This is a genomic window from Nitrosospira multiformis (assembly GCF_003050865.1).
In the GTDB taxonomy this organism is placed as follows: domain Bacteria; phylum Pseudomonadota; class Gammaproteobacteria; order Burkholderiales; family Nitrosomonadaceae; genus Nitrosospira; species Nitrosospira multiformis_E.
In genome coordinates this window covers 1-24,786 of the sequence record NZ_QAOK01000012.1, presented here as the reverse complement: position 1 = coordinate 24,786, position 24,786 = coordinate 1, and the positions used below count along the sequence as shown (strand labels likewise).

Annotated in this window: 26 protein-coding genes and 1 tRNA gene; 10 read left to right on the top strand and 17 right to left on the bottom strand. The window is 52.5% G+C overall.

What is annotated here, in order from left to right:
• The first annotated feature begins 153 nt into the window (after positions 1-153).
• The 4 genes from gcvPB to C8R21_RS07815 all read left to right on the top strand — a co-directional run bounded on the left by gcvPB (position 154) and on the right by C8R21_RS07815 (position 4,006).
• Entirely contained in the window at positions 154-1,671 is a 1,518-nt protein-coding gene (gene gcvPB / locus C8R21_RS07830) for an aminomethyl-transferring glycine dehydrogenase subunit GcvPB (protein ID WP_258192320.1), read from the top strand.
• Positions 1,672-1,697: 26 nt separating this feature from the next.
• Positions 1,698-2,633, top strand: coding sequence for a carbohydrate kinase family protein (locus C8R21_RS07825; RefSeq protein ID WP_107762201.1), 936 nt, complete (start codon positions 1,698-1,700; stop codon positions 2,631-2,633).
• A 14-nt stretch (positions 2,634-2,647) separates the two neighbouring features.
• Entirely contained in the window at positions 2,648-3,106 is a 459-nt protein-coding gene (locus C8R21_RS07820) for an outer membrane lipoprotein (RefSeq protein ID WP_107762200.1), read from the top strand.
• Between the two features lie 84 nt (positions 3,107-3,190).
• Positions 3,191-4,006 carry a lysophospholipid acyltransferase family protein gene (locus tag C8R21_RS07815; protein WP_258192315.1) on the top strand — a complete coding sequence of 272 codons (816 nt, stop codon included), beginning with the start codon at positions 3,191-3,193 and terminating at the stop codon, positions 4,004-4,006.
• Here the strand turns inward: C8R21_RS07815 and C8R21_RS07810 are convergent.
• Both C8R21_RS07810 and C8R21_RS07805 read right to left on the bottom strand, forming a co-directional pair.
• A complete protein-coding gene (locus tag C8R21_RS07810) occupies positions 3,927-4,754 on the bottom strand; it encodes a symmetrical bis(5'-nucleosyl)-tetraphosphatase (protein WP_107762199.1) in 828 nt (275 codons plus the stop codon). The two genes, C8R21_RS07815 and C8R21_RS07810, sit on opposite strands and share 80 nt — an antisense overlap.
• A gap of 131 nt (positions 4,755-4,885) precedes the next feature.
• A complete protein-coding gene (locus C8R21_RS07805) occupies positions 4,886-5,440 on the bottom strand; it encodes a c-type cytochrome (RefSeq protein WP_107762198.1) in 555 nt (184 codons plus the stop codon).
• A gap of 138 nt (positions 5,441-5,578) precedes the next feature.
• Here C8R21_RS07805 and C8R21_RS07800 point away from each other — a divergent pair.
• A tRNA-Arg gene (locus tag C8R21_RS07800) sits at positions 5,579-5,655 on the top strand.
• A gap of 272 nt (positions 5,656-5,927) precedes the next feature.
• Here the strand turns inward: C8R21_RS07800 and C8R21_RS07795 are convergent.
• The 7 genes from C8R21_RS07795 to C8R21_RS07760 form a co-directional block, all read right to left on the bottom strand.
• Entirely contained in the window at positions 5,928-7,025 is a 1,098-nt protein-coding gene (locus tag C8R21_RS07795) for a nucleotidyltransferase domain-containing protein (protein WP_107762197.1), read from the bottom strand.
• Positions 7,015-7,917 carry an HprK-related kinase A gene (locus C8R21_RS07790; RefSeq protein ID WP_258192319.1) on the bottom strand — a complete coding sequence of 301 codons (903 nt, stop codon included), beginning with the start codon at positions 7,915-7,917 and terminating at the stop codon, positions 7,015-7,017. Before C8R21_RS07790 ends, C8R21_RS07795 begins: the two co-directional genes overlap by 11 nt.
• 344 nt (positions 7,918-8,261) lie before the next feature.
• Positions 8,262-8,705: a hypothetical protein gene (locus C8R21_RS07780; RefSeq protein WP_107762196.1), complete on the bottom strand. Its 444-nt coding sequence runs from the start codon at positions 8,703-8,705 to the stop codon at positions 8,262-8,264.
• A 440-nt stretch (positions 8,706-9,145) separates the two neighbouring features.
• Complete coding sequence (locus tag C8R21_RS07775; RefSeq protein ID WP_107762195.1) at positions 9,146-12,412, bottom strand: AAA family ATPase; 3,267 nt, start codon at positions 12,410-12,412, stop codon at positions 9,146-9,148.
• An 11-nt stretch (positions 12,413-12,423) separates the two neighbouring features.
• Positions 12,424-13,653, bottom strand: coding sequence for an exonuclease SbcCD subunit D C-terminal domain-containing protein (locus C8R21_RS07770; protein WP_107762194.1), 1,230 nt, complete (start codon positions 13,651-13,653; stop codon positions 12,424-12,426).
• Between the two features lie 4 nt (positions 13,654-13,657).
• Positions 13,658-13,972, bottom strand: a complete 315-nt coding sequence (locus tag C8R21_RS07765) for a CHASE domain-containing protein (protein WP_181258879.1) — start codon at positions 13,970-13,972, stop codon at positions 13,658-13,660.
• 237 nt (positions 13,973-14,209) lie between these two features.
• Positions 14,210-16,108, bottom strand: a complete 1,899-nt coding sequence (locus C8R21_RS07760; RefSeq protein WP_107762192.1) for a potassium transporter Kup — start codon at positions 16,106-16,108, stop codon at positions 14,210-14,212.
• Positions 16,109-16,242: 134 nt separating this feature from the next.
• Here C8R21_RS07760 and C8R21_RS07755 point away from each other — a divergent pair, with 134 nt between their 5' ends.
• Entirely contained in the window at positions 16,243-16,518 is a 276-nt protein-coding gene (locus C8R21_RS07755) for a hypothetical protein (RefSeq protein ID WP_107762191.1), read from the top strand.
• 53 nt (positions 16,519-16,571) lie between these two features.
• On the opposite strand, the gene sixA is transcribed toward C8R21_RS07755, so the two are convergent.
• The 3 genes from sixA to rsmI all read right to left on the bottom strand — a co-directional run bounded on the left by sixA (position 16,572) and on the right by rsmI (position 18,625).
• On the bottom strand, positions 16,572-17,042 hold the full coding sequence (sixA, locus tag C8R21_RS07750) for a phosphohistidine phosphatase SixA (RefSeq protein ID WP_107762190.1): 471 nt from the start codon (positions 17,040-17,042) through the stop codon (positions 16,572-16,574).
• 311 nt (positions 17,043-17,353) lie between these two features.
• Positions 17,354-17,593 (bottom strand): thioredoxin family protein, encoded by a 240-nt coding sequence (locus C8R21_RS07745; protein ID WP_074748058.1) that lies wholly within the window; start codon positions 17,591-17,593, stop codon positions 17,354-17,356.
• Positions 17,594-17,752: 159 nt separating this feature from the next.
• Positions 17,753-18,625, bottom strand: a complete 873-nt coding sequence (rsmI, locus tag C8R21_RS07740) for a 16S rRNA (cytidine(1402)-2'-O)-methyltransferase (RefSeq protein WP_107762189.1) — start codon at positions 18,623-18,625, stop codon at positions 17,753-17,755.
• A 127-nt stretch (positions 18,626-18,752) separates the two neighbouring features.
• On the opposite strand from rsmI, the gene C8R21_RS07735 reads away from it, so the two are divergent.
• The 3 genes from C8R21_RS07735 (at position 18,753) to C8R21_RS07725 (ending at position 21,369) form a co-directional block, all read left to right on the top strand.
• Complete coding sequence (locus C8R21_RS07735; RefSeq protein WP_107762188.1) at positions 18,753-19,112, top strand: YraN family protein; 360 nt, start codon at positions 18,753-18,755, stop codon at positions 19,110-19,112.
• A gap of 217 nt (positions 19,113-19,329) precedes the next feature.
• Positions 19,330-19,917 carry a BON domain-containing protein gene (locus C8R21_RS07730; protein ID WP_107762187.1) on the top strand — a complete coding sequence of 196 codons (588 nt, stop codon included), beginning with the start codon at positions 19,330-19,332 and terminating at the stop codon, positions 19,915-19,917.
• 84 nt (positions 19,918-20,001) lie between these two features.
• The gene (locus tag C8R21_RS07725) at positions 20,002-21,369 is read left to right on the top strand and encodes an FAD-binding oxidoreductase (protein WP_107762186.1); all 1,368 of its coding nucleotides are present in this window, start codon (positions 20,002-20,004) and stop codon (positions 21,367-21,369) included.
• Positions 21,370-21,450: 81 nt separating this feature from the next.
• Here the strand turns inward: C8R21_RS07725 and C8R21_RS07720 are convergent, their stop codons facing one another.
• From C8R21_RS07720 to C8R21_RS07705, 4 genes are all read right to left on the bottom strand, one after another.
• Positions 21,451-22,068, bottom strand: a complete 618-nt coding sequence (locus C8R21_RS07720; protein ID WP_107762185.1) for an SCO family protein — start codon at positions 22,066-22,068, stop codon at positions 21,451-21,453.
• A 9-nt stretch (positions 22,069-22,077) separates the two neighbouring features.
• Positions 22,078-22,974: a heme o synthase gene (gene cyoE / locus C8R21_RS07715; RefSeq protein ID WP_074973721.1), complete on the bottom strand. Its 897-nt coding sequence runs from the start codon at positions 22,972-22,974 to the stop codon at positions 22,078-22,080.
• 128 nt (positions 22,975-23,102) lie between these two features.
• A complete protein-coding gene (locus tag C8R21_RS07710) occupies positions 23,103-23,648 on the bottom strand; it encodes an SCO family protein (protein ID WP_258192314.1) in 546 nt (181 codons plus the stop codon).
• Positions 23,649-23,685: 37 nt separating this feature from the next.
• A complete protein-coding gene (locus tag C8R21_RS07705) occupies positions 23,686-24,399 on the bottom strand; it encodes an SURF1 family protein (RefSeq protein WP_258192313.1) in 714 nt (237 codons plus the stop codon).
• A 63-nt stretch (positions 24,400-24,462) separates the two neighbouring features.
• On the opposite strand from C8R21_RS07705, the gene C8R21_RS07700 reads away from it, so the two are divergent.
• The gene (locus C8R21_RS07700) at positions 24,463-24,651 is read left to right on the top strand and encodes a twin transmembrane helix small protein (protein ID WP_074973715.1); all 189 of its coding nucleotides are present in this window, start codon (positions 24,463-24,465) and stop codon (positions 24,649-24,651) included.
• A gap of 39 nt (positions 24,652-24,690) precedes the next feature.
• Here C8R21_RS07700 and C8R21_RS07695 read toward each other — a convergent pair.
• The coding region (locus C8R21_RS07695; protein ID WP_176980930.1) for a cytochrome c oxidase subunit 3 at positions 24,691-24,786 on the bottom strand (96 nt) is incomplete at its 5' end.

Below are 24,786 nucleotides of genomic sequence, written 5' to 3'. Positions count from 1 at the left end.
ACAGGCACATGGAATGCGTGTCGCGACAGTCGATGATATCGGTATCCGGCGCCTGCGGAATGCGCGGCGCCTTCCTTCTCCCAAGCTCTGAGGTACAGGAAGGCGACGCCTGCCTGTCAATATCTTTCACCACATTCACTTAGCAAACACCGGATTGAACCCATGCTGATATTTGAACATTCTCGCCCTGGCCGGCGCAATTATTCCCAATCTCCGAAAGCTGCGGAAGCAATGGATATTCCGGAGAAGCTGTTGCGCAAAACCCTGCCGCTGCTGCCGGAAGTGTCCGAGATGGACGCGGTGCGCCACTACACACGGCTGTCGCAAAAGAATTTTTCGATAGACACGCATTTTTATCCGTTGGGTTCCTGCACGATGAAGTACAACCCGAGGGCGTGCAATTCACTTGCGATGCTGCCCCAGTTTCTGGCCCGCCATCCCAGATCGCCGGAAAGCACAGGTCAAGGATTTCTTGCGTGCATGTACGAGCTGCAGGAAATTCTGAAAGATGTAACCGGTATGGCCGGGGTAAGCCTTACGCCAATGGCGGGCGCACAGGGCGAGCTGATCGGGATCGCGATGATACGCGCCTATCATGAGTCGCGGGGGGACACCGCCCGAACCGAAATCATCGTTCCGGACGCGGCGCATGGCACTAATCCTGCCACAGCGGTCATGTGCGGCTACAAGGTCGTGGAGATTGCCACCGACAAGGAAGGTAATGTGGACATGGCTGCCCTGAAAGCAGCGGTCGGTCCGAAGACAGCCGGGCTGATGCTGACCAACCCTTCCACGCTCGGTGTATTTGAAGAGAATGTCGCCGAGATGAGCAGGATTGTTCATCAAGCAGGTGGATTGCTCTATTACGATGGCGCAAACCTGAACGCCATACTTGGCAAGGTCAAGCCAGGCGACATGGGCTTTGACGTCATTCACATCAATCTTCACAAGACGTTTTCCACCCCGCATGGCGGCGGAGGCCCCGGCTCGGCTCCGGTGGGGGTCGCCCCGCGACTGTTGCCGTTTATGCCTGTGCCTATCGTGGCATTTGAAAACGGGACCTATCGCTGGCAAACGGAGAAGGAGATACCTCAATCGATCGGAAGACTTTCGGCGCACATGGGGAACGCAGGCGTTCTGTTGCGCGCCTATGTGTACGTACGCCTGCTCGGGGCGGAAGGCATGCATCGAGTGGCCGAGTTTGCGGCGCTCAACGCCAACTACCTCATGGCGGAACTGCGAAAGGCGGGTTTCGAGATCGCCTATCCCAACCGCAGGGCCAGCCATGAATTTATCGTTACCCTGAAGGATCTGAAGGAAAAAACCGGCATCACCGCGATGAACCTCGCCAAGCGTCTGCTTGATAAGGGTTACCATGCCCCAACGACCTATTTTCCGCTCCTCGTGCCGGAATGCCTGCTGATTGAACCGGCCGAAACCGAATCGAAGGAGACGCTGGACGCCTTCGTAACAGCAATGAAGGAAATCCTGGAGGAAGCCCATACGCAGCCGGACTTGGTGAAAAACGCCCCTCATACCACGCCCGTCCGCCGGCTGGATGACGTAAAGGCCGCGCGCGAGCCGGATCTGGCCTGGAAAGCACCCACGCGCAACATAAGCGTAACCAGGACTGAAACCCTCACCGCAATCCCAAGCGTAAGCGTAGCTTAACGATTCAGACTTTCCGGGCGCTTCCCATGCATACACTCATTTGCGGCTCCATCGCCTATGACACCATTATGGTGTTCGGCGATCATTTCAGGAACCATATCCTGCCGGAAAAAATTCATATACTGAACGTTGCTTTCCTGGTGCCGGATATGCGCAGGGAATTTGGCGGCTGTGCCGGCAATATCGCCTACAATTTACAGATGATGGGAGGTTCTCCCCTCATTATGGCAACGGTGGGGGATGATTATCAGCCGTATGCGGAACGCCTTTCAGGTCTGAATCTGGCGCAAACACATATACGGCACGTGCAAGGCTCATTCACTGCCCAGGCGTTCATCACCACGGATCTGGCCGACAACCAGATAACCGCTTTTCATCCGGGAGCAATGAACAGTTCGCATGAAAATCACATCGCTGCTGCGGAAAACGTGAGCCTCGGCATCGTGGCGCCCGACGGGCGTGACGGCATGTTGCAGCATGCACGCGAGTTTCATGAAGCAGGTGTTCCCTTCATGTTCGACCCTGGCCAGGGACTGCCCATGTTCAATGGCGAGGAGTTGATCGATTTCATCCATAAGGCGGACTATGTCGCCACCAACGATTATGAGGGGCAGTTGCTGCAGGAACGAACCGGCCTCACGATGGAGGCGCTGGCGAAACTTGTAAAGGGATTGATTGTCACAAAGGGCGCACAAGGATCGACAGTTTACGCGGACGGTCAACAGATCGAGATCCCGTGCGTTAAGCCGGATAGAGTGGTCGACCCCACCGGTTGTGGCGATGCATATCGGGCAGGCTTGCTTTATGGAATCGCCAAGGGAATGGATTGGCAAAGTGCTGGGCAGCTCGGTTCACTCATGGGGGCACTGAAAATTGGCCAGCGTGGGGGACAGAACCACCGCTTCACCCGGGATGAGATCGACCAGCGCTACTTTGAGGTTTTCGGCAATCGCATTCTATAGAATGAGAGGTCGCAATGAAACAGCACATTTTAGCCATAACCTTCCTCTGCTCAGGTGCGGTGCTTTTGAACGGCTGCGTTGCAGGACAAGGGGGAAGCGACTATGCTCGCGGCGAGGCGCGGCAGGAGCAGAGCGTGCGAACGGGTGTGGTCGAAAGCGTGCGTGAAGTAAGACTGGAAGGCACGCGTAGCGGCCTCGGGACAGTAGCAGGGGGTGTCGCCGGTGGAATCGGTGGCGCTCAGATTGCACATGGGTGGCTCGGCGCCCTGGGAGCCCTTGCCGGAGCAGTGGGCGGAGGTCTGCTCGGCCAGGTGGCGGAGGAAGGTGTAACCGGCCGGAAGGGAGTTGAAATTACGGTGAGACTCGACAACGGTTCCCTTGTTGCCATCATGCAGGCAGCCGACGAAGAATTCAGGCCTGGCGAACGGGTAAGGATTTTATCGGGTGGCGGAGTCTCCCGCGTTACCCATTAGATGACCTTGGTACTAGGCAAGAGATGTGAACCCCAGCTTCCGGTTGCTTGGATTCCCGTGTCCGGAATGCGCTAATATTACGGCATGCCCAACGTTACAACCAGTCTCACCGCCAGCCAGCTGACAAGAGCAGTACGCTGGATTCGCCTTCTGCTTCACATCGCTTCCGGATTGATTCAATCCGCGATCTATCCGCATGTCGGTCAAAGGACCCAGAGATGCATGGCGCAAAAATGGTCAGCGCGGCTTCTTTCAATTCTGGGAGTCAGAGTGCGCCATCAAGGCATATTGCCTGTCGCGGAAACACAGCGCGTAATGCTGGCGGCCAATCATGTATCCTGGCTGGATGTGTATTCGATTATCAGCGTATGCCCGGCCCGGTTTGTCGCAAAATCTGAAATCCGGGGCTGGCCCCTGTTTGGTTGGCTGAGCAATAATGTGGGTACCTTGTTCATCGAGCGCACGAAGCGCAGAGACACGGCCAGAATAAACGACCACATTGCAGAGGCGCTCAACAATGGCGATCGGGTAGCGGTATTTCCTGAGGGTGGCACCAGCGACGGCACCATACTCCATCATTTCCATGCCTCGTTGCTGCAACCTGCGGTGAGCGTGTCGGCGATGCTGCATCCGGTGGCAATCCGCTATACCGACATGGCCGGTAACATCAGCAAGGCTGCGGCATACTTTCGTATTTCATTACTTGAATCGGTAAGGCAAGTATTGAGTCAGCCGCACATCGATGTCGAACTCGTCTTTACGGAGGCGATCGATAGTCATGGGAAAAATCGCCGCGAGCTTGCACGAAGCGCGGAGCACGCTATTGCCAACGCCTTGTCGCTCCCCCTGCCCCACAAGCCGTCTGGAAAACCTTCCGATCCTCTAGACGAACAGCCGTAAGGCTGCCTCCCCATAAGCACCCGGTATCGAGGGCCATCAGATTGCTCCTGATCTCAAGACCCAGTGCTGACCAGTGACCGCAGATGACGGTTGCCTTCCGGCTGGCTCGCTCCGGGGCATCGAACCAGGGCAAATAGCCGGGAGGAATGTCCTTGACCGAACCCTTATGGGCAAAATCCATTCTTCCATGGGGAGTACAGACTCGCATGCGTGTCATGGCATTGACGATTACACGCAGCCGTTCATACCCGTTGAGGGTTTCATTCCAATGATCCGGCCGGTTCCCGTACATCTGACGGCAAAATTCATGGAATTCGCTTCCCCGTAAGGCGCTCTCTACCAGCGCAGCAAGCGCTTGCGCCTGTTCGACACTCCAGGAAGGCAACAGGCCAGCGTGCACCATGACGTAGTTTCCGTCCACATGCAACAGCTTCTGTTGCCGCAGCCAATCGAGCAGTTCATCCCGATCGGGTGCATCGAGGATGTTCTGCAAGGTATCGCTTCGGTTTAGCTCCGCGCACCCTTCCGCAACCATGAGCAGATGCAGATCATGATTGCCCAGTACCATTATTGCGGAATCGTTCAGCTCTTTTATGAAGCGCAATACCGAGAGCGAGTCCGGACCGCGGTTGACCAGGTCTCCCACCAGCCACAGCTTGTCTTTCGTTTCGTCGAAACGGACCAGGTCGAGGAGTTCCCGGAATTCCCGATAGCAACCTTGCAAGTCACCGATTGCGTAAATGGCCATGAGATGGAAAGACGATTGCCAACAGGCTGAAGGCAACGAAATAAACTGAGTTACCTTGAGAAAAACAAGGGCGATATGAAATTCTCCCTATCGCCCGCCGCATCCCGCTCCACCTTCAACTTCTCAGCAGGTCATTTGGACTGGCTGACCATGTAGTCGACCACGGCTTTGACGTCGTCATCAGACAGTCCCGCGTTTCCACCTTTGGGCGGCATGGCATTCTTGCCTTTCAATGCGCTGGTATAAAGCGTCTCCGTGCCTGTCTTGATGCGGGGCGCCCATGCTGCATTGTCTCCCACTTTGGGGGCACCGGCGGCGCCGGTGGCGTGACAGGCGGCGCAACTAGCGGTGTAAATTGTCTTGGCTTTTTCCGCCGGGCCTTCCGCCGCAGGAGCGGCGCTGGCGGTTGCCGGAGCGGTCGCAGCCAAGACTGCGCCTTCCCCTGCTTGCGCCTGGGGTTGGGTGGAATCGCCTGCAATCACCAGCTTGCCCACCGGATGAAGACGCTTCGCTACGGCTTCTTCCGAAAAAGCAGGACTGTTTGGATCCACCGAGCTTTCAACGGCAAATCGTCCGATGAGTGATAAAACAACGACTGGAACTATGAAAGCGGCCAGGACGACAACAATCAACTGGCCCGGTGTCTGGATAGGCGTGGAATGTCCTTCATCTTCAACGTCGCTCACAATAACTCCCCAGTAATAAACGTTAAAAACGTTTATTGTATAGATTCACGTATTCAAGCAAAAGCGGTTTTATTCAGGTTGGACGGAGCGGTTAAAAAGCGTTATCCTATGCGCCCGATTCAAAAATGCCTTTCATCCGCGCCCATAGCTCAGCTGGATAGAGTACCGCCCTCCGAAGGCGGGGGTCACACGTTCGAATCGTGTTGGGCGCGCCATTTTCTTGTTTCACCCATAGAAAAATCCGGTAAGACCTTGAAGAGCCGTCAAGCAGATGAGCAGAGAAACACCAATGTTCAGCTGCGGCATGCTTCCTATAATCTGGTTTACCTCACCTCCAAATATATCGGTGAGAACGAATCGGCGGAACTCTACTGAGAAAATGACGAATGTACAGTCCAGTAGTTCGCTCGATTCGTGCTTAATTCCACGCTCCGGATTTCACCTTCGCGGGTTTCATCGTTCGGCATCAACTTTTCAGCGGAGGCGCCTACTGCTTTGCTGGGAATATTGATAAATAAGTTTTATACGCAAGATGCGGGACTAAAAGGTGAATTGGCATCCGTATCCAGTGACTGCGCAGATACAGCAATGAACGAGCTACCAGAGCATGCCTGGAATGTTTGTCCGGATGCAATGGGAATAACGCTTGTGGAACGAGGTAATGCATGATCCTTCGTGAAAGCGGATTGGGCTTTTCATTCAGATCGTTTTCCAAATTTTCAGGAATCGGCGTTTGAAAAATGAAACGGCTGAAGTACAGCCCATAAAAAAGAGACCTGCCAAGACTCAACTGATTTGCACGTTCTATTAATTTTTTCCAGAAGTCCTTTTCATTTTTACTGAAAAACAGCAATAGGTCGTGAATATCGAGTAAATCGCGCAAATCATCTGCCAGCTCATTATTCTGGAACAAGTTAACAGCGCAGTGGAGCACCATGTCGACCGGGCAGAGGATCCTGTAGCCGGAATTGCCGACTGCCACAGCAGCACTCAATAGCAAACCGGTATTTATTTCCAACCTGCTTGTCGGCGGGGAGAGCGTGTGATGGATATCGACTTCCGTTTCTCGCTCAGAATGAACCAGGGGTGGTATTTCATGGCTCCATGCACGATAGTAATGTTCATCATAGGCGGAAAGCTTATGATGATGCACCCATCCTTTCTTCGTCAGTGTTGATTCAACGTCTGATAACCGATCTTTTGGAACCATGATGTCCAGATCAACATAAATTCGACCGTCTGATTCAGGCACTCCAGCAAGAGAATAAGCAACCCCCTTCAGGGCGACGACCGGTGCGCCCGTATCCTTTAGTGCCCACGAAATCCGGTTCAATTCCCAGTGTGTGATTTGCTGTAGTCTCTTTACCTGAATGAGGCTGGATTGCAGTAGATTTGCCGCCCGTAATGGAATATGATCCAGAAGCCCTCTATTTTTGAGCTCTATCGCAAGGCGACCCAGTAGCTTCACCTTTCTCGCCGATCGTAATAATAGCTCCCATTTTGTCGCATTATATTCAACCAGAGACGCTGGGTTAATAAGCGCGTTCAATAACAGCGAGTGGTGCGCTGGTGGCTTATATGTCATCAGTCAACGCATCTATAGCAGTTAATGCGGCGTCAAAATCCGAATAGATCAGTTTATAGCAGCGGCAGCTTCTTATGAGGCGGGTGACAGCCTGGAAACTCGTATCGCCCAAAACTTCATAATTGAATGAGTTACTGGCTAAAAGGAGAAAAGCTTCTGAGTCAGGAAGAGTCTCCAATCTGAGCGGGGCATCAGACATCCATTTGGGGAATATAATCCACTTTGCCTTTGCAGTTTCGTCGGAGCGCGCGATACTTTCAGTGGGAGGACGAACATACGCAATTGTACCTTTGTGCGTATTTCTTATTTCAGGTCCGAGAGTTGCTTCCGGCAGGTAATTTCTTATGGCACGGATAGACTCATTCTTGAGTGGCATCAGTCTTGGAATAGGTAAAAAAATTTCACGACCGGGATCCATCAGTCCAAATTCATCCGAGAACAACCGATATCCCCGATGCACCAAGGCTGTACATAACGTGGTTTTGCCACTGCCTGGCCATGCAGGAAGTATTACTGCGTAACCATTTCTCTCGACTATGGCTGAATGGAATAATAATAAATGATTGATCCTTGCCGCAATCGCGAGATTAATGCCCCATTCAAGTGCTGCAAGTGCTTGCTCCGCGGGAAACGGTGGAGATAACGAGCGCCCATCAAGAAAAAAACGGGCATGGGGAGAGAATGGCTTTTTTATGAGCCGTACTGGACTAATCTGCACGTGAAACTCGGCGAGATCACGCTCCACCAGTTCGTAATCCCCATAGAGGCTGTATAAATGCTCCGCAAGGGTTGAAGACGCTGTGCGGATTTGCACATTGAAGGGACCCATCTTGACCCTGAGCCCCTGGTTTGAGAGCAACGAGAAAAATTCGCTGAACGGGATCTGTCCCACTATCACATCGACGGTTCCTATTCTGCCTTCTCAATCAGGCCAAGCTCGTCAAGATGATGAAGAGTCTTTATGATCTGCTGGAAAAAATTCTGGTCTTGCGGCAACTGGAATTGCTCAGCCAGGAGAATGCAGACATCATTTGCCGACGCGGGAGACTGTCAAGAGTCGAAAGAATCTGCATTCCCATCCGATTCAGAAAATGGGTTTTCCCCGAATCAGGTTGGAATACGGTGAATTCCTCATTCCATTCCTGGATCTGCAGGAATGAGAAGCTGACCGACCGCCAGCAAACTTTTGAAGGCACGCTCTTGGTGTTGGAGAGTCCGCTATCGGACCAATGCGATTTACGTCGTGATGGTTGAGATACTGCTCAACTTTGGCAGAACAGAACTCCAGGCAGTTGCAGATATCAGAACTCCACCCCCGTTTTGGCATGCTGTAGCTTGAGCTTGCAGATCCGTAACGCCATTTGCATCGTTTATCGGATTGACGGTGGCGGTTGGACTGGCTCCAAGATCAACAGGACCAGTGCCCGTATATGCCTCTGAGCTTGGATGAACACAATATAAATCCCCATTTTCATCCTTCTGTGCGCTATTTATATCTTCAGTAGGTCCCACGAGATTGCTCGTACGCGCCAGTGCCGCACCACTGCGCAGGGTCATGATTATGGGAATGGCTACCGTACCCTTGAGTAAGCGCCTCCTGCTCGATTCAGGCAAATTGCCAGCTTGTTCTTTCAAACTGAGTGGCTCTGATTCTTGTTTATTTGATTGCTTTTCAGACATGATATAGCCTCTCGCGTATGTAGAGTGCGTTTGAACCATATGCTGTACTCATCAATTTCTGAACTTGCCATTTATTGATAAATAACAGTATACCTAATTCGAAGGAAACAATAGCACATACTGGATATGTTCGAACTACTATAACCATCTTTATTTGTCAAGATAAAATTCGCAGGTCGAAATTCTCACGGCGCCCTCCATGCTTTCGCATAACTTGAGCTCCTCACTTAATCTCTAGGAAGCAAAATCTATGCCTATTATAATAATGACCAATTTTCATCACCTTATAAAGATATGCATGGAATGAATAACTGCTTTTGGAAATATTTTCGACACGATCACAAGGAAAAGCAATGGCGGGACGACTAGCCTGAAGCAAAAATTTATCAGGCCAAGCCGCGCTCACCAAAACGCCATGATGGAATATGTAAACCGTACGGTTAAATAGAAGTCTGACCGGTTATGTTTCTTCTGCAGCCTGGTCCAGATATCTCGCTCCTTCCACCGGTTTGAGGAATTACCAGAATCTGTGTGCTGATGCGCTCCTTGAGAGTTGGGACATGCGAGATCACGCCAATCAACTTACCGTCCTGCTGCAAGCTCGCAAGAGTTTCCAGAGCAGTATCCAGTGCTTCTTCGTCCAACGTGCCGAAGCCTTCATCCAGAAAAAGCGAATCCACTCGAACGTTTTTGCTGGCCATGTGAGACAACCCCAACGCCAGCGACAAACTGACGATGAAACTCTCGCCACCTGAAAGGTTTTTCGTGGATCGAATCCCACCCGCCTGATAGTTGTCAACAACGTTGAGTTCCAAGGGCTGAGTATCATCGCGAACCAGCAGATAGCGATCGGTCATTTTATGAAGTTGCCGGTTAGCATGGCTAATCATCATCTCAAAGGTCAGCCCTTGGGCAAAATTCCGGTATTTCTTTCCATCTGCTGAGCCAATCAATTCGTGCAGATTTTCCCAGCGGCGGCACTCTATTTTTTGAGCCTCGATAGCCGCTTGCTTTGCCTCCAGCCGTTCTTTGGCAGCAGCATTCTCGCTCAGTCTGTGTTTGAGACGGGTAATAGTATCCCGTAGCTGTCTCAGGGACTCCTCGTAATCCTTGAATTGCGGTTCCAGTTCCTCAAGAGATTTGTCGGTAATCTTCCTCGCAGCTTCCGTGTCCAAACGCGCTTCTCGATCCTTTTGTCTGGCCTTGAGATCTATTTGGTGATCGTCCAGATTCTTTGCCTTTGCAGATAGCGCATCCCTTTGCCCAACCGTGAGTCTGGCTTCAAGAAACTGTTTTTCATCTGAAAAACCGGCTAATCCAAATGCTTCTGCAAATTCGGCTTCCAGCTCCTTCAGTTCCGGGTCTCTTTGACCAATGCGCTTTTTCAGAGCTTCAATTTGAGTCTTGGCAGCATTCAATTTCTGCTGAAGATCATTATGCAGGACTCTGGCCTTCCTTTCGACCTCCTCTGAAACGGAAATACCCCTGTTCAAACGGCGTTCTTCATCATCAGGATCTTTATCACCGTACAGTTCTTTCCGCTCTTTACATCCAGCGGCGTAATCCTTTTTGAGGGACTCCAGATATTCCCGTTTTTCATTTAATGCATTGCTTTGAGTTTCAATGACTGCGTCCAACCTTTTCAACTCGCTATCGAAATCTCCAATCTGCTTCTCGATATCAGTCTTTCTCTTGACCTGTATCTGCCATGCTTTAACACGCTCTCGAAGGGATTCCAGCAGTGACAAAACATTGGAATCCAGAATTTCCGCAATGCCAAGTGGTTGGAGTTTGGCTGATACAGCCTGCTTCAGCGCGGTAATATCAGTTTGGAGTTTTTCCAGATATTCCTGCAGCTCGGCAAGGGCTTGCTCGGCAGTTTTTTTGTCATTAATCGCTGTTATTTCCTGTTTTTCACCGTCCATCAAATTTTTACGGGCTGTGCCTTCGGCTTCCTCAAAATGTCTGATGGCGGTTTCATGATCCTCAGCCTTGCTTATCAGTCTGTCGAGCGCCTCAATCTTCCGTTCGATTTCATCGGGAATGGGAACGTTGCCCTCCGCAAATGGATGCTCTGTCGCGCCACAAAGCGGGCATGGTTTGCCATCTTCCAATTTAGCCCGGTGATCTTCAAGTTCCGCTATTTTTTTCAGAAGAACCATTTCTCGAAGCAGGATTTCCTTTTCTGTGCGGTATTCACGCAACAGCCGGTCACCCAATAACTGGCTTAATTTATCTTTGCCTTGTTGGAGATTCTTTGATGTGTTCTCCAGCTCCTGTTTCCGAGCCCCGCATTGCCTCCGGCAGGCAGCTAGTTTTCTTGTTGCCTGTTCCAGAGCCGTCACTGCCTTCTCTTTATCGGCCTCTTTTTGAGCTATTTCCTTCTGCCTGGAGAGCAAATTGTCCAGTTGTTCCTCAACACCGGCTAGACCGCTTATCAGCCACTCATCCTGAGCGTTCTCCTTGAGATAATCTTCAGCAACCTTCAGATTCTTTTCAGCATCGGCGCGTTTTCCCTGTTCTTTCAGCTTGGCCTGTTTGTCAGCATCGATCTTTATCGCGTCCTTTCTGCAGCTGTCTTCATCTTTCGAGATAGCCTTTTTCCGGTCGGCAAGCGTCTGATCGAGGGAACGAACCTTCCTGATGAGCGGTAAAGCAACTTCCAGCTCCGCTTTGGCTCCGGTGGACTGCTGCTCAGTCGATTTCAGGGATTCGGCCTGTGCCTTTGCAGAGGATGCCAGTTCAGGAAGGGCTGCTTCCTCAGTTTTCAGTGCCTTCTGCTCATCCGCATGTTGTGTTCGGATTGCGGTCAGCGTCGCGTAGGAACCCTCCAGTGACGCTGCCTGAATTGCCCGGCTGAGTTTGTCACGCTCTGGTTTAAAAATGCCGATGTCGGCTTGCAGTTTGCTCGCTTCCGCTGTCAGGTTGTCGATTTCCTTCCTCAGTCCATCTACGGCCTTCACCCACGTGATGGCTTTATCCGTATCCATTAATTTTCTGGTCAGACCGGACTCTTCTTTCTGTTTTGACTCGAGTTCCTGTTGAATATCCTTTTCCTGTTCCTGCTCCAGAATCACGATACCGGCTGTTTCAGCCTGAAACAGATTCAGTTTTTCCCGCTCTTCACGCTGGCGCTCATGGACGCGGATGGATATCTTGCTATAAATCTCCGTGCCCGTTATCTGCTCCAGGATCGGCGCCCGCTCATCAGGTAACGCCTGCAGGAATGCGGCAAAGCCTCCCTGAGCCAGCAACATGGATCGGGTAAATTGGTCAAAATCCATACCGGTAGCCGCCTCGATCTGGTCGGCGACCCCCTTGATCTTGGATTCCAAAATCTCCCCTGAATCGGCATGAGCAATCTCATGTTTCGGAGCCTGAAGTTCGCCATCCGGTTTTTTACGTGCCCGGTGCTGGCTCCAGTGGCAACGGAAACGACCGGCCTGAGTTTCAAATGTCACTTCAGCAAAGCATTCGCCGATCTGACGAGACATTATCTCGTTTCCGCTTTTGGTGACCTTGCTCAGCCGGGGCGTCCGCCCGTAGAGAGCGAGGCAAATGGCATCGAGGATGGTTGTCTTGCCGGCACCGGTCGGACCGGCGATGGCAAAAATACCGTCGGAGGTAAAGGCCGGGTGCGTCAGGTCGATTTCCCATTCACCCACCAGCGAATTCAGATTCTTGAATCGTACCTGCAATATCTTCATCCACAGCCTCTCTATTCCGCTTGCATGTCGTCCTCATAGAGAGACGAAAGCGCTTCCTGATAAGCACGAAGTAATTCTGGCCGCTGGTCTTCAGGCACTTCATGTACGGTCAGGCATCGCTCGAATACGTCGTTCACACTGAGATCGTCCAGTGTTTCTTCTTCATGGATTTTTCCAAGGACGCGATCGATAATATGATTGTTCTTCACCCGCAGAATTTCCATTTGAGTGCCGGTAATCGCGATTTCCAGACGCTCGCGCAGATCGCCGATTACTTCTTCACCTTCGTAGATGACTTCGAGCCATGCTTGAGAGCCGGTCGCTGACAGTTTACGAATCTGGGTGGAGATACCGCCCCAGTCTCCCTTGATACGTTCGAGCTTCTGAAACACCGGCACATCGATCAGTTGAACAGACGCCGCAGTACTGTGGAATTCAACCTGGCAAACGCTCTTCTGTTGTCTAGCCTCCCCGAACCCCATGGGTAGAGGAGAACCACTGTATCGTATGATTTCGGAACCGTTTACCTTCTGCGGGACATGGAGGTGGCCAAGCGCCAGGTAGCTGAAGGATGCAGGAAAAATCCCGGCGCTCACATGAGCCAGCGAACCGACATAAAGGTCCCGCACACCGTCACCCTCGATAGTTTGCCCTCCAGCGGCGAAAAGGTGGCCCGTGGCAACGATGGGAATATCTACCCCAAGCTCCATGCGCTTCTGTTCGGCCAGGGCGGCTATGGCAGCGTAGTGATCGCGAATACCGGCGAGCAGCTTCCGTTCCTTATCCTCGACACTCTCGCCGGCTTCCGCCACGCGGATGTCTTTGTCACGAAGATACGGCACAGCGCAGACAATCAGTTCGGACACATCTTGCTCATTTCGGAGCACCAGTACTTCATCTTCAAGAGATTCGGAGGTGCTACCGATTACATGGACATCAAGGGCTTTGAGCAGCTCCTTGGGTGCATTGAGAAATGAAGGGGAATCGTGATTACCCGCGACGATGATCACATGGCGGCATGATGAAGCTGCTACCTTCCAGAGAAAACGATAATAGAGTTCCTGGGCACGATTGCTTGGAGCGCTGGTATCAAAGATATCACCGGCTACCAGAAGGGCATCAATTTCGTTCCTCTGAATCATCTCTGCCAGCCATGTCAGAAATGCCTCGAATTCCTCGTACCGTTTTCTGCCATATAGGGTCCGGCCAATGTGCCAGTCGGAGGTATGGAAGAGTTTCATGCTGTTATCCAGCCGCTGTAGGGAGGAAGCATTCCATGTATTCCTCGCGCCAATTTTTGAGTGTCATGATATCGGTCAGAAGATCTTCTGGCTCAGGTAGTTCTGCTGGTAATTCTGCTGGTTGTGAGTGTTCAAACCTGGAGTATTGGTTCACCGGTCCCCTAAATTCTAACTTACACAGCTCCTGAACTTTATAGGATGGGAAACCTTCCGCACGTACTTCTTCAGTATGGACGGCAAGCTGTGACGAGGGGATATATTTGGCGAAACCGATACCGTGAATGCCTGGATACCGTTCGTTTATTCGGAGCGCATTCACGTTGATGCTTCAATGGTCACGCTGAAATTCCTCAAGCTAGCAATCTAATCGACATTGGGTTTTACGGATAAATGGATAAGGGATACTAAAAATGCCAAGCTTTACGTTTTGCGCGGCCCGTCGATTTGTTAGAAATATCGAGCTGGTTAAACAAAAACCCGCCGAAGCGGGTTTTGAGAGGAAGCGGCAGTTACCGTCGCTCGAGGCAGAGGTAACTGAAGCGGAGGAACAGCATCTCTAAATCTCCACTCTCGCCCCTAGTTCAAGTACACGGTTTGCCGGCAGTTTGAAGTATTCCGCGGCATTGCTGGCGTTGCGCACCATTGCCGCGAACAGGCGTTCACGCCACAGGGACATGCCGGCACCCGGACTGGGCACCACGATCTCGCGGCTCAGGAAGTAGGAGGTCCTCAAGGGTTCGAACACGAGGCCATGCGGTTCGCACAATTCGAGTGCATACGGCAGATTCGCCTCATCCTTGAAGCCGTACCGCACCGTGATCTGGTAACAGTTTTCCATCAGGGGTTTTATCGAGACCCGCTGCTCTACCGGCACCCAGGGAGTTTCCTGGTATGCCACCGTGAGGAAAACCACACGCTCATGCAGGACCTGGTTATGGGCAAGATTATGCAACAGGGCGTGGGGTACACCGTCGGGATTGGCCGTCAAGAAAACCGAGGTACCGGCGACCCTTGTGGGGGGATGTGCGATAAGCGATTCGAGGAAGGATTGGAGCGGTATGGCAACCGATCGCAGGTGATCGACCAGAATTTGCCGCCCACGACTCCAGGTGATCATAATGAAAAAAATGACGGACCCGATTACGAGCGGGAACCAGCCCCCCTGGGCAACTTTCAGTATGGTGGCGGAGAAGAACGCACTGTCGATCGTCAGGAAAAATGCAGTTACCAGGATGCCCAGGAGGAATGGATAATTCCAGGCATAGCGGAGCACGAAAAAAGTGAGCGTGGTTTCGATAACCATCGTGGTCGTGACCGCTACCCCATATGCCGAGGCAAGATTGGAGGATGAACCGAAGCCCAGTACCGCCATGAGGACAACCGACAGCAGAGTCCAGTTGACAAACGGGATGTATATCTGCCCGATCTTACGTTCCGAGGTGTGCCGGATCTGCATGCGCGGCAGGAAGCCCAACTGAATGGCTTGCCTGGTCACCGAGAAAACACCGGAGATGACGGACTGCGAGGCGATCACGGTGGCGGCAGTCGCCAGAGCTACCGCGCCATAAAGCGCCCATGAAGGAAACAGCAGAAAGAAAGGATTAGAGATTGCGGATGGATTGGACAGCAGCAGTGCGCCTTGCCCCAGATAGTTCAATGTAAGGGCGGGAAGAACGCCTCCATACCAGGCCAACCGGATCGGCTTCGCGCCAAAGTGTCCCATATCCGCATAAAGCGCCTCGCCCCCTGTCACTGCCAGCACCACCGCTCCCAGGGCAATAAATGCCAGCCAGCCATTACTGATACAAAAGGCAAAGGCATACATGGGATTGAATGCCGCGACGATCTGTGGCGCGCCCGCGATATTGATCAAACCTATAAGTCCCAGGCTGACGAACCATATCACCATGACGGGCCCGAACAAGGCGCCAATTCCCCCCGTTCCTCGCTGTTGCAGCATGAAAAGCGCGATCAGCACAGCCACGGTGATGGGTAGCACGTAAGGCTGGAGCAGCGGTGTGGCAACTTCAAGACCCTCGACTGCGCTCAATACTGAAATGGCAGGCGTGATAACACCATCGCCAAAAAACAGTGCTGCCCCGAATGCGCCGATGAGAAACAGAATGTTGTGCAACCGCGGACGGTCTGTGACGGATGAGCTGGCCAGCGATAGCAACGCCATGATCCCGCCTTCACCGTGATTGTCGGCCCGCAGGATCAACGTTACGTATTTGAGCGACACCACGATCATGATCGTCCAGAAAATGAGCGAAATGATACCGATCACGTTGCTCTCGGTGACAGCAAGTCCATGGATGGGGTCGAAAACCGTCTTCATGACGTATAACGGGCTTGTTCCGATATCCCCGTAAACCACTCCCAGCGCGGCAAGGCACAGCAGACCCAGAGGCTGGCGCTCGAGAGGATGTCCCGATGGCATCTGTTGATTCGTCATGTTGATTAACATTGATTCAGCCCTTGCCTTGGGGCAAGCAGCTGGAAGAAAGGATAAATACTTCGCGGTTGGCAAAACCACGAGCTTCTTCTTTCGGCCTTTAGCAAAGAGGCCAGGAGCCCATATCCTTTAACGTGAGCATTTACTATCTTTCCGACAGCCGTGATACCGCATTTGCAATTGACAGGAAACAGCTTTGCGCACATTTTACACGACCTGCACATGCTGATGGCAAAAGCAGCCTTGACGGCGTCCTGCTGATTCCCCGCAGCTACCTCTTTTTGGGAGCGGTAGCCAGCGTCACGGCGGGCATACTGCTGATTCTGCTCGCGCTGCCGGTTGGGCCGATCAGGAGCCATTATGGCGCTTGGGATCGCTGGAATTCCATCGGAGCAGTACGGCGCAATTGATAAGGCCGAGCCGGTACGGGGCAGAATACCGAAACCTTAAAAAGACGGAACGCTTATCGATCTCCTGCCTGCAGCGTGTCGGGAGAAACGACGGCCTGGAGCAGTAACTCCCCCAGATTGGGGTTCCCTTTTTTCTGGGCGAACCACCATATCGAACCTTTCCGGATGGTCCATTGCGCGGGATCACCTGACATGAGCAAAGCGGCGACTTCCCCGAGCGTAGGCTGATGACCTACCACGAGCACCGCACCTTTCGCATCGGGCCATCCTGCTGCCTTCAAAACCGCCTTCGGGGAAACACCGGGGCCGATTTCCCTGACCGTCTCAAAATCTTTGTCGAGCGCGGAAGCCGTCTGCTGGGTACGCTGGGTTGGGCTGACAATGATGCGCGTGTTCTTTGGCAGTCTGGGCTTGAGCCAGGCGGCCACGAGGTCAGCCTGTTTTCGCCCTTTATCGGTAAGTTCCCGTGCACTATCGGGAATGCCATCTTCAGCCTCGGCATGACGCCACAATATGAGCTCCATGAGCTTCTCCTGAGAGCTGTTGTAATATTTGGAAGTATAGAGGAGATTCAGTGCTTGTCGCGTTCATATCAGGAGTAGCATCTGAATCAGAACAAGATGAGGTTCTGTTACCGTCACCCCTGGGCACGTACCGAAGCGGAATGCGAGGCGAAGCGAACCGGTTGTTTGACGAACTGATTGTAACGCGGCGATTGCCGCGGATCGGAACCCAATCGGGACAGACACGGGAGTGGCAGATATTACTCCCTGGGTTACCGGCAGCTATAGGGCGGGCGGTTTGTTGGCGGGCATAGTGCCCGCCGTCTTCTCGATTAGGACTTCAACGCCGACATGGGGGCGCCAAAGTTGATGTGGAAAGGTGCTCCGTTGATTACCAGGGCGGGAACAGACTTAACGCCAGCCGCTTCGGCAGCCGCGATCTTGTCCTTTTGCTCGCCAAGATGTACGAGTTCAACCTCGTAGCGATCGGGATCCAGGGCTTCAGCAATCTGATGCTCGGCCTCGACACATACGGGACAGCCAGCGTGATAGAAGGTAGCAGGTGTTTTCATAGTCGATCTCTCCAAAAAAATAAATATCGATGGGGAACTGCCCCCACTCGCACCACCAATGACGGTGGCCATGCGAGCCCGACATTATAAACGCGGGCTCATCCTTGTGCCAGCGCTCCCCCATTGAGGAGCCGGAAGCAACTGTACCATATCCATCTTTCAGGAATTTGAATGAGGCTGAAGTGAGAGTGCCAGTGAATAAAGTCTGTTTTTACTTTCGCCGCTGATTTCCGCAGTCAGCCTCACCGCCTGCTTGAGGGGCAATTCGTGCATCAACAGCTGAAGTGTGCTGCGCGCCTGCTCGCTCAGCTCGGCTTCCTTCGAAGGCTCAGCCCCCGACAAAATGAGTACAAACTCGCCCTTGCGGCGATCGGAATCAGCCTCCAGCCAGGCAAGCGCCTCACCCAGGGGGCACCCATGAATGGTCTCGAACACCTTTGTCAGTTCCCTGGCAAATATAATCCTGCGATCCCTTCCGAATACCTCCGTCATATCCGCTATACACTCGAGAATACGATGTGGCGCTTCGTAAAATATGAGGCTGTAGGGATGCGGCTTCAGGTTGGCAAGCGCACGGCGCCGCGGGCCGCTGCTGGTGGGAAGGAAACCGTAAAACAGAAAATGTGGATTGGATATGCCGGCAACGGACAGGGCGCATGTTGCCGCGTTGCAACCTGGAATCGGCACGACTTTGAAACCCTGCTCCCTTACAAATCTGACGACAAGCCCACCCGGATCCGAGATTGCCGGAGTGCCCGCATCGGTCACTATGGCCACCGTTTTGCCTTGCGAAAGCAGTCCGGCAATTTTTGTAAACAACGCACTTTCGTTGTGGCGGTGCAGGGCGAATAGCGTTTTTGAGATGGCGTAGCGGGTAAGCAGATGCTTTGTCGTACGGGTGTCCTCCGCCGCAACGACGTCAACCGCTGCAAGCACATCGAGGGCTCTCAATGTGATATCACGCAGGTTACCTATAGGTGTGGCGACGACGTATAACGTAGCGGGGATTACAGTTGCTTTAGATTGGTCCATGCAAGCGATTTCCACAGGCTCTGTTCTGAGGATGATTACCAATGACTGGATTTTAAAATATCCATGGCGTTTGATTCCCCATGCAAAATGGGGTGGGAATTGATGCGTTTTGCAAGGATAGCGGGAAATGAACCTTAGGTTGAAGGGGAACCAGGCCGAGCGGTACGCGGAAGCGTTTCTTGCCGGGCACAAGCTTGTGCTGGTACAAAGAAACTACCGGTGCCGTTTTGGTGAAATTGATCTCATCATGCGCGATGGGGAAACTCTCGTGTTTGTCGAAGTGCGGATGCGTACGAACCGGAATTTTGGGGGCGCAGGCTCCAGTATCACTTTATCGAAACAACGCAAGGTGGTGCGTGCAGCCCGGCATTATCTGCTCTCGCTGAGAACCGAGCCCTGTTGCCGCTTCGACGCCGTGTTGTTGTCCGGCAATGATGGGCGCGACATCGAATGGATCAGGAATGCTTTTGATGGTAACTATCCGTAATACTGGTTGCCGCTTTGGACTGATGCATGGTCCCGCTGGCATGGGTACTCATTCCGTTTGAAATATTCCTTTTTTAAAGGCATCATTTTACTGGTTTCCCGAGATGCCTGCGTGCGTGACCCTGAACTTTCGATACACCGCTTGCCATAACCGGGATCCGATATATCTTCAGCGCAGATGCATATTATTGTACGTTTATCGTTTATTGGGGAAATCGATGCAATATCTTGAATTGAAATCGCTCTTGCTGGTTTTTTTCCTGCTTCCGTTTTTGTCTGCCTGCGGCCTGATAGCCGCCGGGGGGATGGCAGCCGGGGTCGGGACCGGGGTTGCAATGTCGCAGGACCGCCGTACAAGTGGTATGTTTGTAGAGGATGAGAGTATCGAGTTTAGAAGCGGTCAGCGTATCAGTGAGAAATTCAGCTCGGACGTTCACGTGAATATCACCAGTTTCAACCGGAACGTCCTGCTCACCGGCGAGGTGCCTTCTGAAACAATAAAAGAAGAAATTGGCAATCTCGTGAGCAATGTTGAAAACGTGCGTGAGGTAACCAATGAAATTACCGTCGGCAGCCCAAGCTCGTTTACCTCCCGCGGCAATGACACACTGATCACTTCTTTGGTGAAGGGGCACTTTATGGACTCGGGTCGGTTTCAGGCCAACCACGTCAAGGTTGTCACCGAGGACGGCATTGTCTATTTGCTTGGACTTGTAAAGGGAGAGGAAGCGGAGAATGCTGAAGATCTGGCCAAGCGGGTCGACGGTGTCAAGAAGGTGGTGAAGGTGTTCGAGTACATGGAGTAAGCTTCCGGCCTTGCTGAATGAAGAAGACGAGGCGATTTTCCAGTTCCGTATCCTTGGAATGATCTGTCTTTTCGCCCATCCTTGATGCTTTCTGCCACACATATTGCGCAGCTCGGCAAGCTGTTTCCACCAGATCGGGTCTATACCGATCCGGTGGATTGTTATGCGTATGCGTACGATAATACCCGGAAGGTTTTTCCGCCCGATGCCGTGGTATTTCCGTTGTCTCCCCTGGAAATTCAGGTAGCAGTGAGATTCTGTAACGAGACCAGGATCCCGCTTGTACCTCGGGGGCGAGGCACCGGCACCTCGGGCGGCAGCCTTCCGGAATCCGGTGGAATTGCGTTATCGATGGAACGGATGATGCACATCATCAAGGTTGATCCTGCCAATCGCGTACTCGTTGCTGAGCCGGGGGTTATAAACCAGACAGTGCAGGATATTGCAAGAACGCATGGTTTCTTCTGGCCCCCGGATCCTTCCAGTGCGGCTTTTTCGAGTATAGGGGGAAACCTTGCCACCTCAGCCGGTGGGCCGCACGCGGTAAAGTATGGAACTACCCGCGATCATGTACTGGGAGTAAAGGCGGTTACCGGCAAGGGCGAAGTGATCCGGACGGGTTGCTATACGACCAAGGGCGTCGTGGGGTACGACCTCACCCGGCTTCTGATAGGCTCCGAAGGTACACTGGCAGTTATTACCGAGGCAACGCTCAAGCTCACCCCGCTTCCCCAGGCACTGGGAGGCGTGACAGCCTATTATAGCGACCTTGCCGGCTGCACTGACGCCATTGTCCGGATCATGGCGCTTTCGCAGACTCCCAGTGCGCTGGAGTTTCTCGATGCCGGCTCCCTGAATCTGATCAGGGGGCGCTTCCCCGGTATGCTTCCTGCAGATGCGCGGGCCATGCTGATGATCGAAGTGGATGGTACCGAGCACTCAGTCGTAGAGTCACGTGACGCTGTTCTCAGGGCTTGCGGGGGCAACGGATTAATTCAGGCCACCCCAACAGCAGATGCTGCAACGCTGTGGCGAGCCAGAAAAACATTATCGCCGTTATTGAGAGATATTGCGCCAAAAAAAATCAATGAGGACGTAGTCGTGCCAGTTTCGGCTCTGCCAGAGTTTCTGCTGGGACTCACCAAATTGAGCGCGAAGCATCGCCTTTCCAACGTCAATTTTGGTCATGCCGGAAACGGCAATATTCATGTCAACCTGTTGGTGAATCCGGAGTCCGCGGACGAGATGCAGCGGGCGGAAATGTGCCTGAACGAGATATTCGACCTTGTAATCGAACTCAATGGCACCTTGTCAGGAGAGCACGGTGTGGGCAGCGAGAAAAGAGCTTATATCGGAAAAGAAATCGATCCTGCCACCATGGAGCTCATGAAGGAAATCAAACGCGTGTTTGATCCCAATAACATTCTTAATCCCGGGAAATTGTTTCCATAGGGATGTCTGGCTTGTGGATCGGCAACGAGAACATCGCCGTATTTGTTCAATTATTCAACTCGATATCAGCAAAGCGCCTTTCTAATCCGAAGTTTTCAGAAGTTGGGAGATATCATGTGCGAAGACATCAGCGCCTTTGTCATTGCTGACGTATAGTCGCAATTTCCCCTTTGTATCGTAGATGTAGGTTCCGGTGGAGTGGTCCACGCTGTCATGCTGGTGGGCGCCGCCTTGCTGTTTCTGGTAGACGACGTTAAATTCCTTGGCAGTCTTCTTTATCGCACGTTCGTCGCCATACAGGCCGAGGAAGCTGGGATTGAAGGCAGACAGGTAGGCCTGGAGAACTTCAGGGCGGTCGCGCTCGGGATCGACTGTAATAAACAGTACCTGCACACGCGCTGCATCAGCGCCCAGCATATCCATCGCCGCCGCAAGATTGGCCATAGTCGCAGGGCAGGCATCAGGACAGTGAGTGTAGCCGAAAAATACCGTGACGACCTGGCCCTTGAAGTCGGCAAGGGCTCGCATCTTCCCGTTGTGATCGGTGAGGTTGAAATCCTTGCCGAAATCGGCGCCGGTGATGTCCGTCGAAAGAAACGCCGGCTTTTCCGTCTTGCTACATGCTGAAAGGAGCGGCGCCATCAGTAGCGCCGCTGCCAACCATACTACAAGTTTGTAATAGTGCGGCCAATGCCTCACGCATGCCCCTTAGAAACGTATGTAATGGTCTACCAGCAGTACGGCAAACAACGCTGCCAGATAAATGATCGAGTAGCGAAACGCGCTTCGGGCCAATTGATCACTGTAGCTGAGGTAGATTTTTATTGCATAGTATAAAAATATCGCATCCAGCACTATCGCGCCGACCAGATAGATAAGCCCGCTCATTTGGGTGGCATAGGGCATCAATGTCACCGCGATGAGTATCAGCGTGTACAGCAGAACATGCAGGCGCGTAAATTTGTCGCCGTGGGTTACCGGCAGCATCGGCATGCCAACCTTTGCGTATTCCAGTTTCCGATAGAGTGCAAGCGCCCAGAAATGAGGCGGCGTCCATGCAAAAATGATCAGAAATAAAAGCAGGGCGTCAGCCGACACTTCACCCGTTACCGCAGCCCAGCCCAGAACTGGCGGCATTGCGCCGGAAGCGCCGCCGATGACGATATTTTGCGGGGTCATCGGCTTCAAGATCACAGTGTAGATAATCGCATAGCCGACAAAGGTCCCAAGCGTGAGCCACATGGTCAACGGATTGACCAGTTGATGCAGTATCAGCAGACCCGCGCCGCCAACAAGCGCCAGGAACACAAAGGTTTCAGGCGAGGTAACGGTGCCGCGAGGCAGCGGACGCCCACGCGTGCGGGCCATGACCGCATCGATTTTCTGCTCGACAAGGCAGTTGACCGCTGCGGCAGCGCCGGCAACGAACGCTATCCCCACGGTGGCAAAGATGAGCGTATCCAGGGGTACAACGCCCGGAACGGCCAGAAACATGCCTATAACGGCTGTAAAAACAATAAGCGATACAACTCGCGGCTTGGTTAACCGGTAAAACTGCTGCACACGCGAAGCAGTTTGCTGCCAAGCAATACTCGTTGTAGCCATAACGTTTCGTCTCCTAATTATCGCGGGTTCGGCGCCCGCCGTTTCGACAAATCAATGTGAATCACGACTGGTCTATGTGCAAGAGCAGTCTCTGCTGCTCACACCCATTCAGTTGCCGCATCTTTCATTCAGTGTTTCATATCCGTACCCATTGCGTGTTCCAGTTGGGATACCTTGAGCAGCCGCTTGATGTCTTTCGCCATCTTTCCAGGGTCGGGATCCTTTGGAAACCGCATCATCAGGTTTCCAATGGGGTCTATCAGATAAATATGATCATGCTGTGAACCGGGGGCCGGAACCTCCTTGAGCAACTCACTGTTTTTCGCCAGGATGACATGCATTCCCTCGTAGTCGCTCAGTACTTCGGGGGAAGGCTTCTGCTCGTCATCGATCAGCCACAAACGCTCGATGCGATCCATTTCGGCGTTTTGATAGGTACGCACCTGACGCATGTAATAGAGCTTCTTCTGGCATTGCTTGTCACACGCACCCGAGTCGATCGACATCAGCACCCACTTGCCGCGAAGGTCGCGCATGCGAAAAATTGTCCGGTCCGCGTCGTTCAGCCCTGTCCCTTTCAATTGCCTGACCTCGATCAGATCCCCGTAATTTACGGACTGAGGCCGCACATTCCAGAAGTACAGTGTATAGGAGGCTATAAAGGGCGCACTCAATACCAGCGCCAACAGTATCAGCGTCCGTCTATTCTTTCTAGTAACGCTCTCGTTTGACACTTAGCACCAGATAAATAATCAATACGGCGAGAGCCATCGCAAACCATTGGAAGGCATACCCGATATTCTTGGCTGAGCCGGAATCAGGCCGAACCCATTCCCGCACCAAACCATCATTCGTTTGATCTTTCTGCAGGATCATCACCGGCTGTAGTTTCAAGCCAGTGCTGCTTCGATAACGTTCGGGGTCCAGATTTTCCCATACCTGGCCTGCCACCTGATCGGGAGACAATTCCAGGGTTTTTTGCATTGCTGTCGTTGCAATGCCCGAAACGAAAATCTTTCCACCTGGTGTAGCCACTTCCGGCAATTTACTCCGATCGCGGCTTGCCGCTATCCATCCCCGGTTTACCAGAACGTGCATCTCACTGTTGCCGATTCTCAATGGAGTTACAATCTGATAGCCCGCGATACCCTTGTATATCTTGTTATCAAGATAAATCGTGTGTCCCGGTACGTATTCGCCCCGGGCTTCAACCTGATGATATTGAAAATCTTCAAGCTTTACCGGGTGATCAGGGAGCGTAATTGCCGGCTCCTGTGAAAGACGGTCGAGCCGCTCCTGCCGGGATTCCTTTTCCTGCGCTCGCGAGAGCTGCCAGTTACCGAGTTGCACCATAACCGTTATCACAGCTATTGCAGCTACTGTTGACCATAATCGTGGCGTAAAACGCCAGCCTGAAATAGTCATTGGATAGGATGCGAAACTCGGCTAAACTTCTTCCTGAAGACTTAACAATTCCGGGATAAGGCCTTGAAAATCGTTATCGTACTGCTTCTGTTTCTCATATTTGCCAGCCTGGGATCCGCGCTCTATTATCTGGTCAAGGACAAGGGAAATGACACACGTGTTGTCAAGTCCCTGACCTTGCGTATTGGATTGTCGCTTTTTCTGTTCACCCTTCTGATGGTTGGAACCTACTTCGGCTTTATTCCACTTTGAACCAGGATGCTCTGCATCCTGGTTATCTGGCTGCCCTTCTTATATCAGCCAGTATACAAATATGAACAGGCCCAGCCAGACGACGTCCACGAAGTGCCAGTACCAGGCGACGCCTTCAAAGCCGAAGTGATTCTC

Bases quoted from the DNA above. Each gene is read 5' to 3' on its own strand.
- C8R21_RS07730 (WP_107762187.1), top strand. From the start codon at position 19,330: ATGCAATATCTTGAATTGAAATCGCTCTTGCTGGTTTTTTTCCTGCTT.
- C8R21_RS07775 (WP_107762195.1), bottom strand. From the start codon at position 12,412: ATGAAGATATTGCAGGTACGATTCAAGAATCTGAATTCGCTGGTGGGT.
- sixA (WP_107762190.1), bottom strand. From the start codon at position 17,042: ATGGAGCTCATATTGTGGCGTCATGCCGAGGCTGAAGATGGCATTCCC.
- C8R21_RS07810 (WP_107762199.1), bottom strand. From the start codon at position 4,754: ATGGCCATTTACGCAATCGGTGACTTGCAAGGTTGCTATCGGGAATTC.
- C8R21_RS07735 (WP_107762188.1), top strand. From the start codon at position 18,753: ATGAACCTTAGGTTGAAGGGGAACCAGGCCGAGCGGTACGCGGAAGCG.
- C8R21_RS07770 (WP_107762194.1), bottom strand. From the start codon at position 13,653: ATGAAACTCTTCCATACCTCCGACTGGCACATTGGCCGGACCCTATAT.
- rsmI (WP_107762189.1), bottom strand. From the start codon at position 18,625: ATGGACCAATCTAAAGCAACTGTAATCCCCGCTACGTTATACGTCGTC.
- C8R21_RS07760 (WP_107762192.1), bottom strand. From the start codon at position 16,108: ATGACGAATCAACAGATGCCATCGGGACATCCTCTCGAGCGCCAGCCT.
- C8R21_RS07795 (WP_107762197.1), bottom strand. From the start codon at position 7,025: ATGACATATAAGCCACCAGCGCACCACTCGCTGTTATTGAACGCGCTT.
- C8R21_RS07815 (WP_258192315.1), top strand. From the start codon at position 3,191: ATGCCCAACGTTACAACCAGTCTCACCGCCAGCCAGCTGACAAGAGCA.
- C8R21_RS07820 (WP_107762200.1), top strand. From the start codon at position 2,648: ATGAAACAGCACATTTTAGCCATAACCTTCCTCTGCTCAGGTGCGGTG.
- C8R21_RS07725 (WP_107762186.1), top strand. From the start codon at position 20,002: ATGCTTTCTGCCACACATATTGCGCAGCTCGGCAAGCTGTTTCCACCA.
- C8R21_RS07825 (WP_107762201.1), top strand. From the start codon at position 1,698: ATGCATACACTCATTTGCGGCTCCATCGCCTATGACACCATTATGGTG.
- C8R21_RS07745 (WP_074748058.1), bottom strand. From the start codon at position 17,593: ATGAAAACACCTGCTACCTTCTATCACGCTGGCTGTCCCGTATGTGTC.
- cyoE (WP_074973721.1), bottom strand. From the start codon at position 22,974: ATGGCTACAACGAGTATTGCTTGGCAGCAAACTGCTTCGCGTGTGCAG.
- C8R21_RS07705 (WP_258192313.1), bottom strand. From the start codon at position 24,399: ATGACTATTTCAGGCTGGCGTTTTACGCCACGATTATGGTCAACAGTA.
- C8R21_RS07780 (WP_107762196.1), bottom strand. From the start codon at position 8,705: ATGTCTGAAAAGCAATCAAATAAACAAGAATCAGAGCCACTCAGTTTG.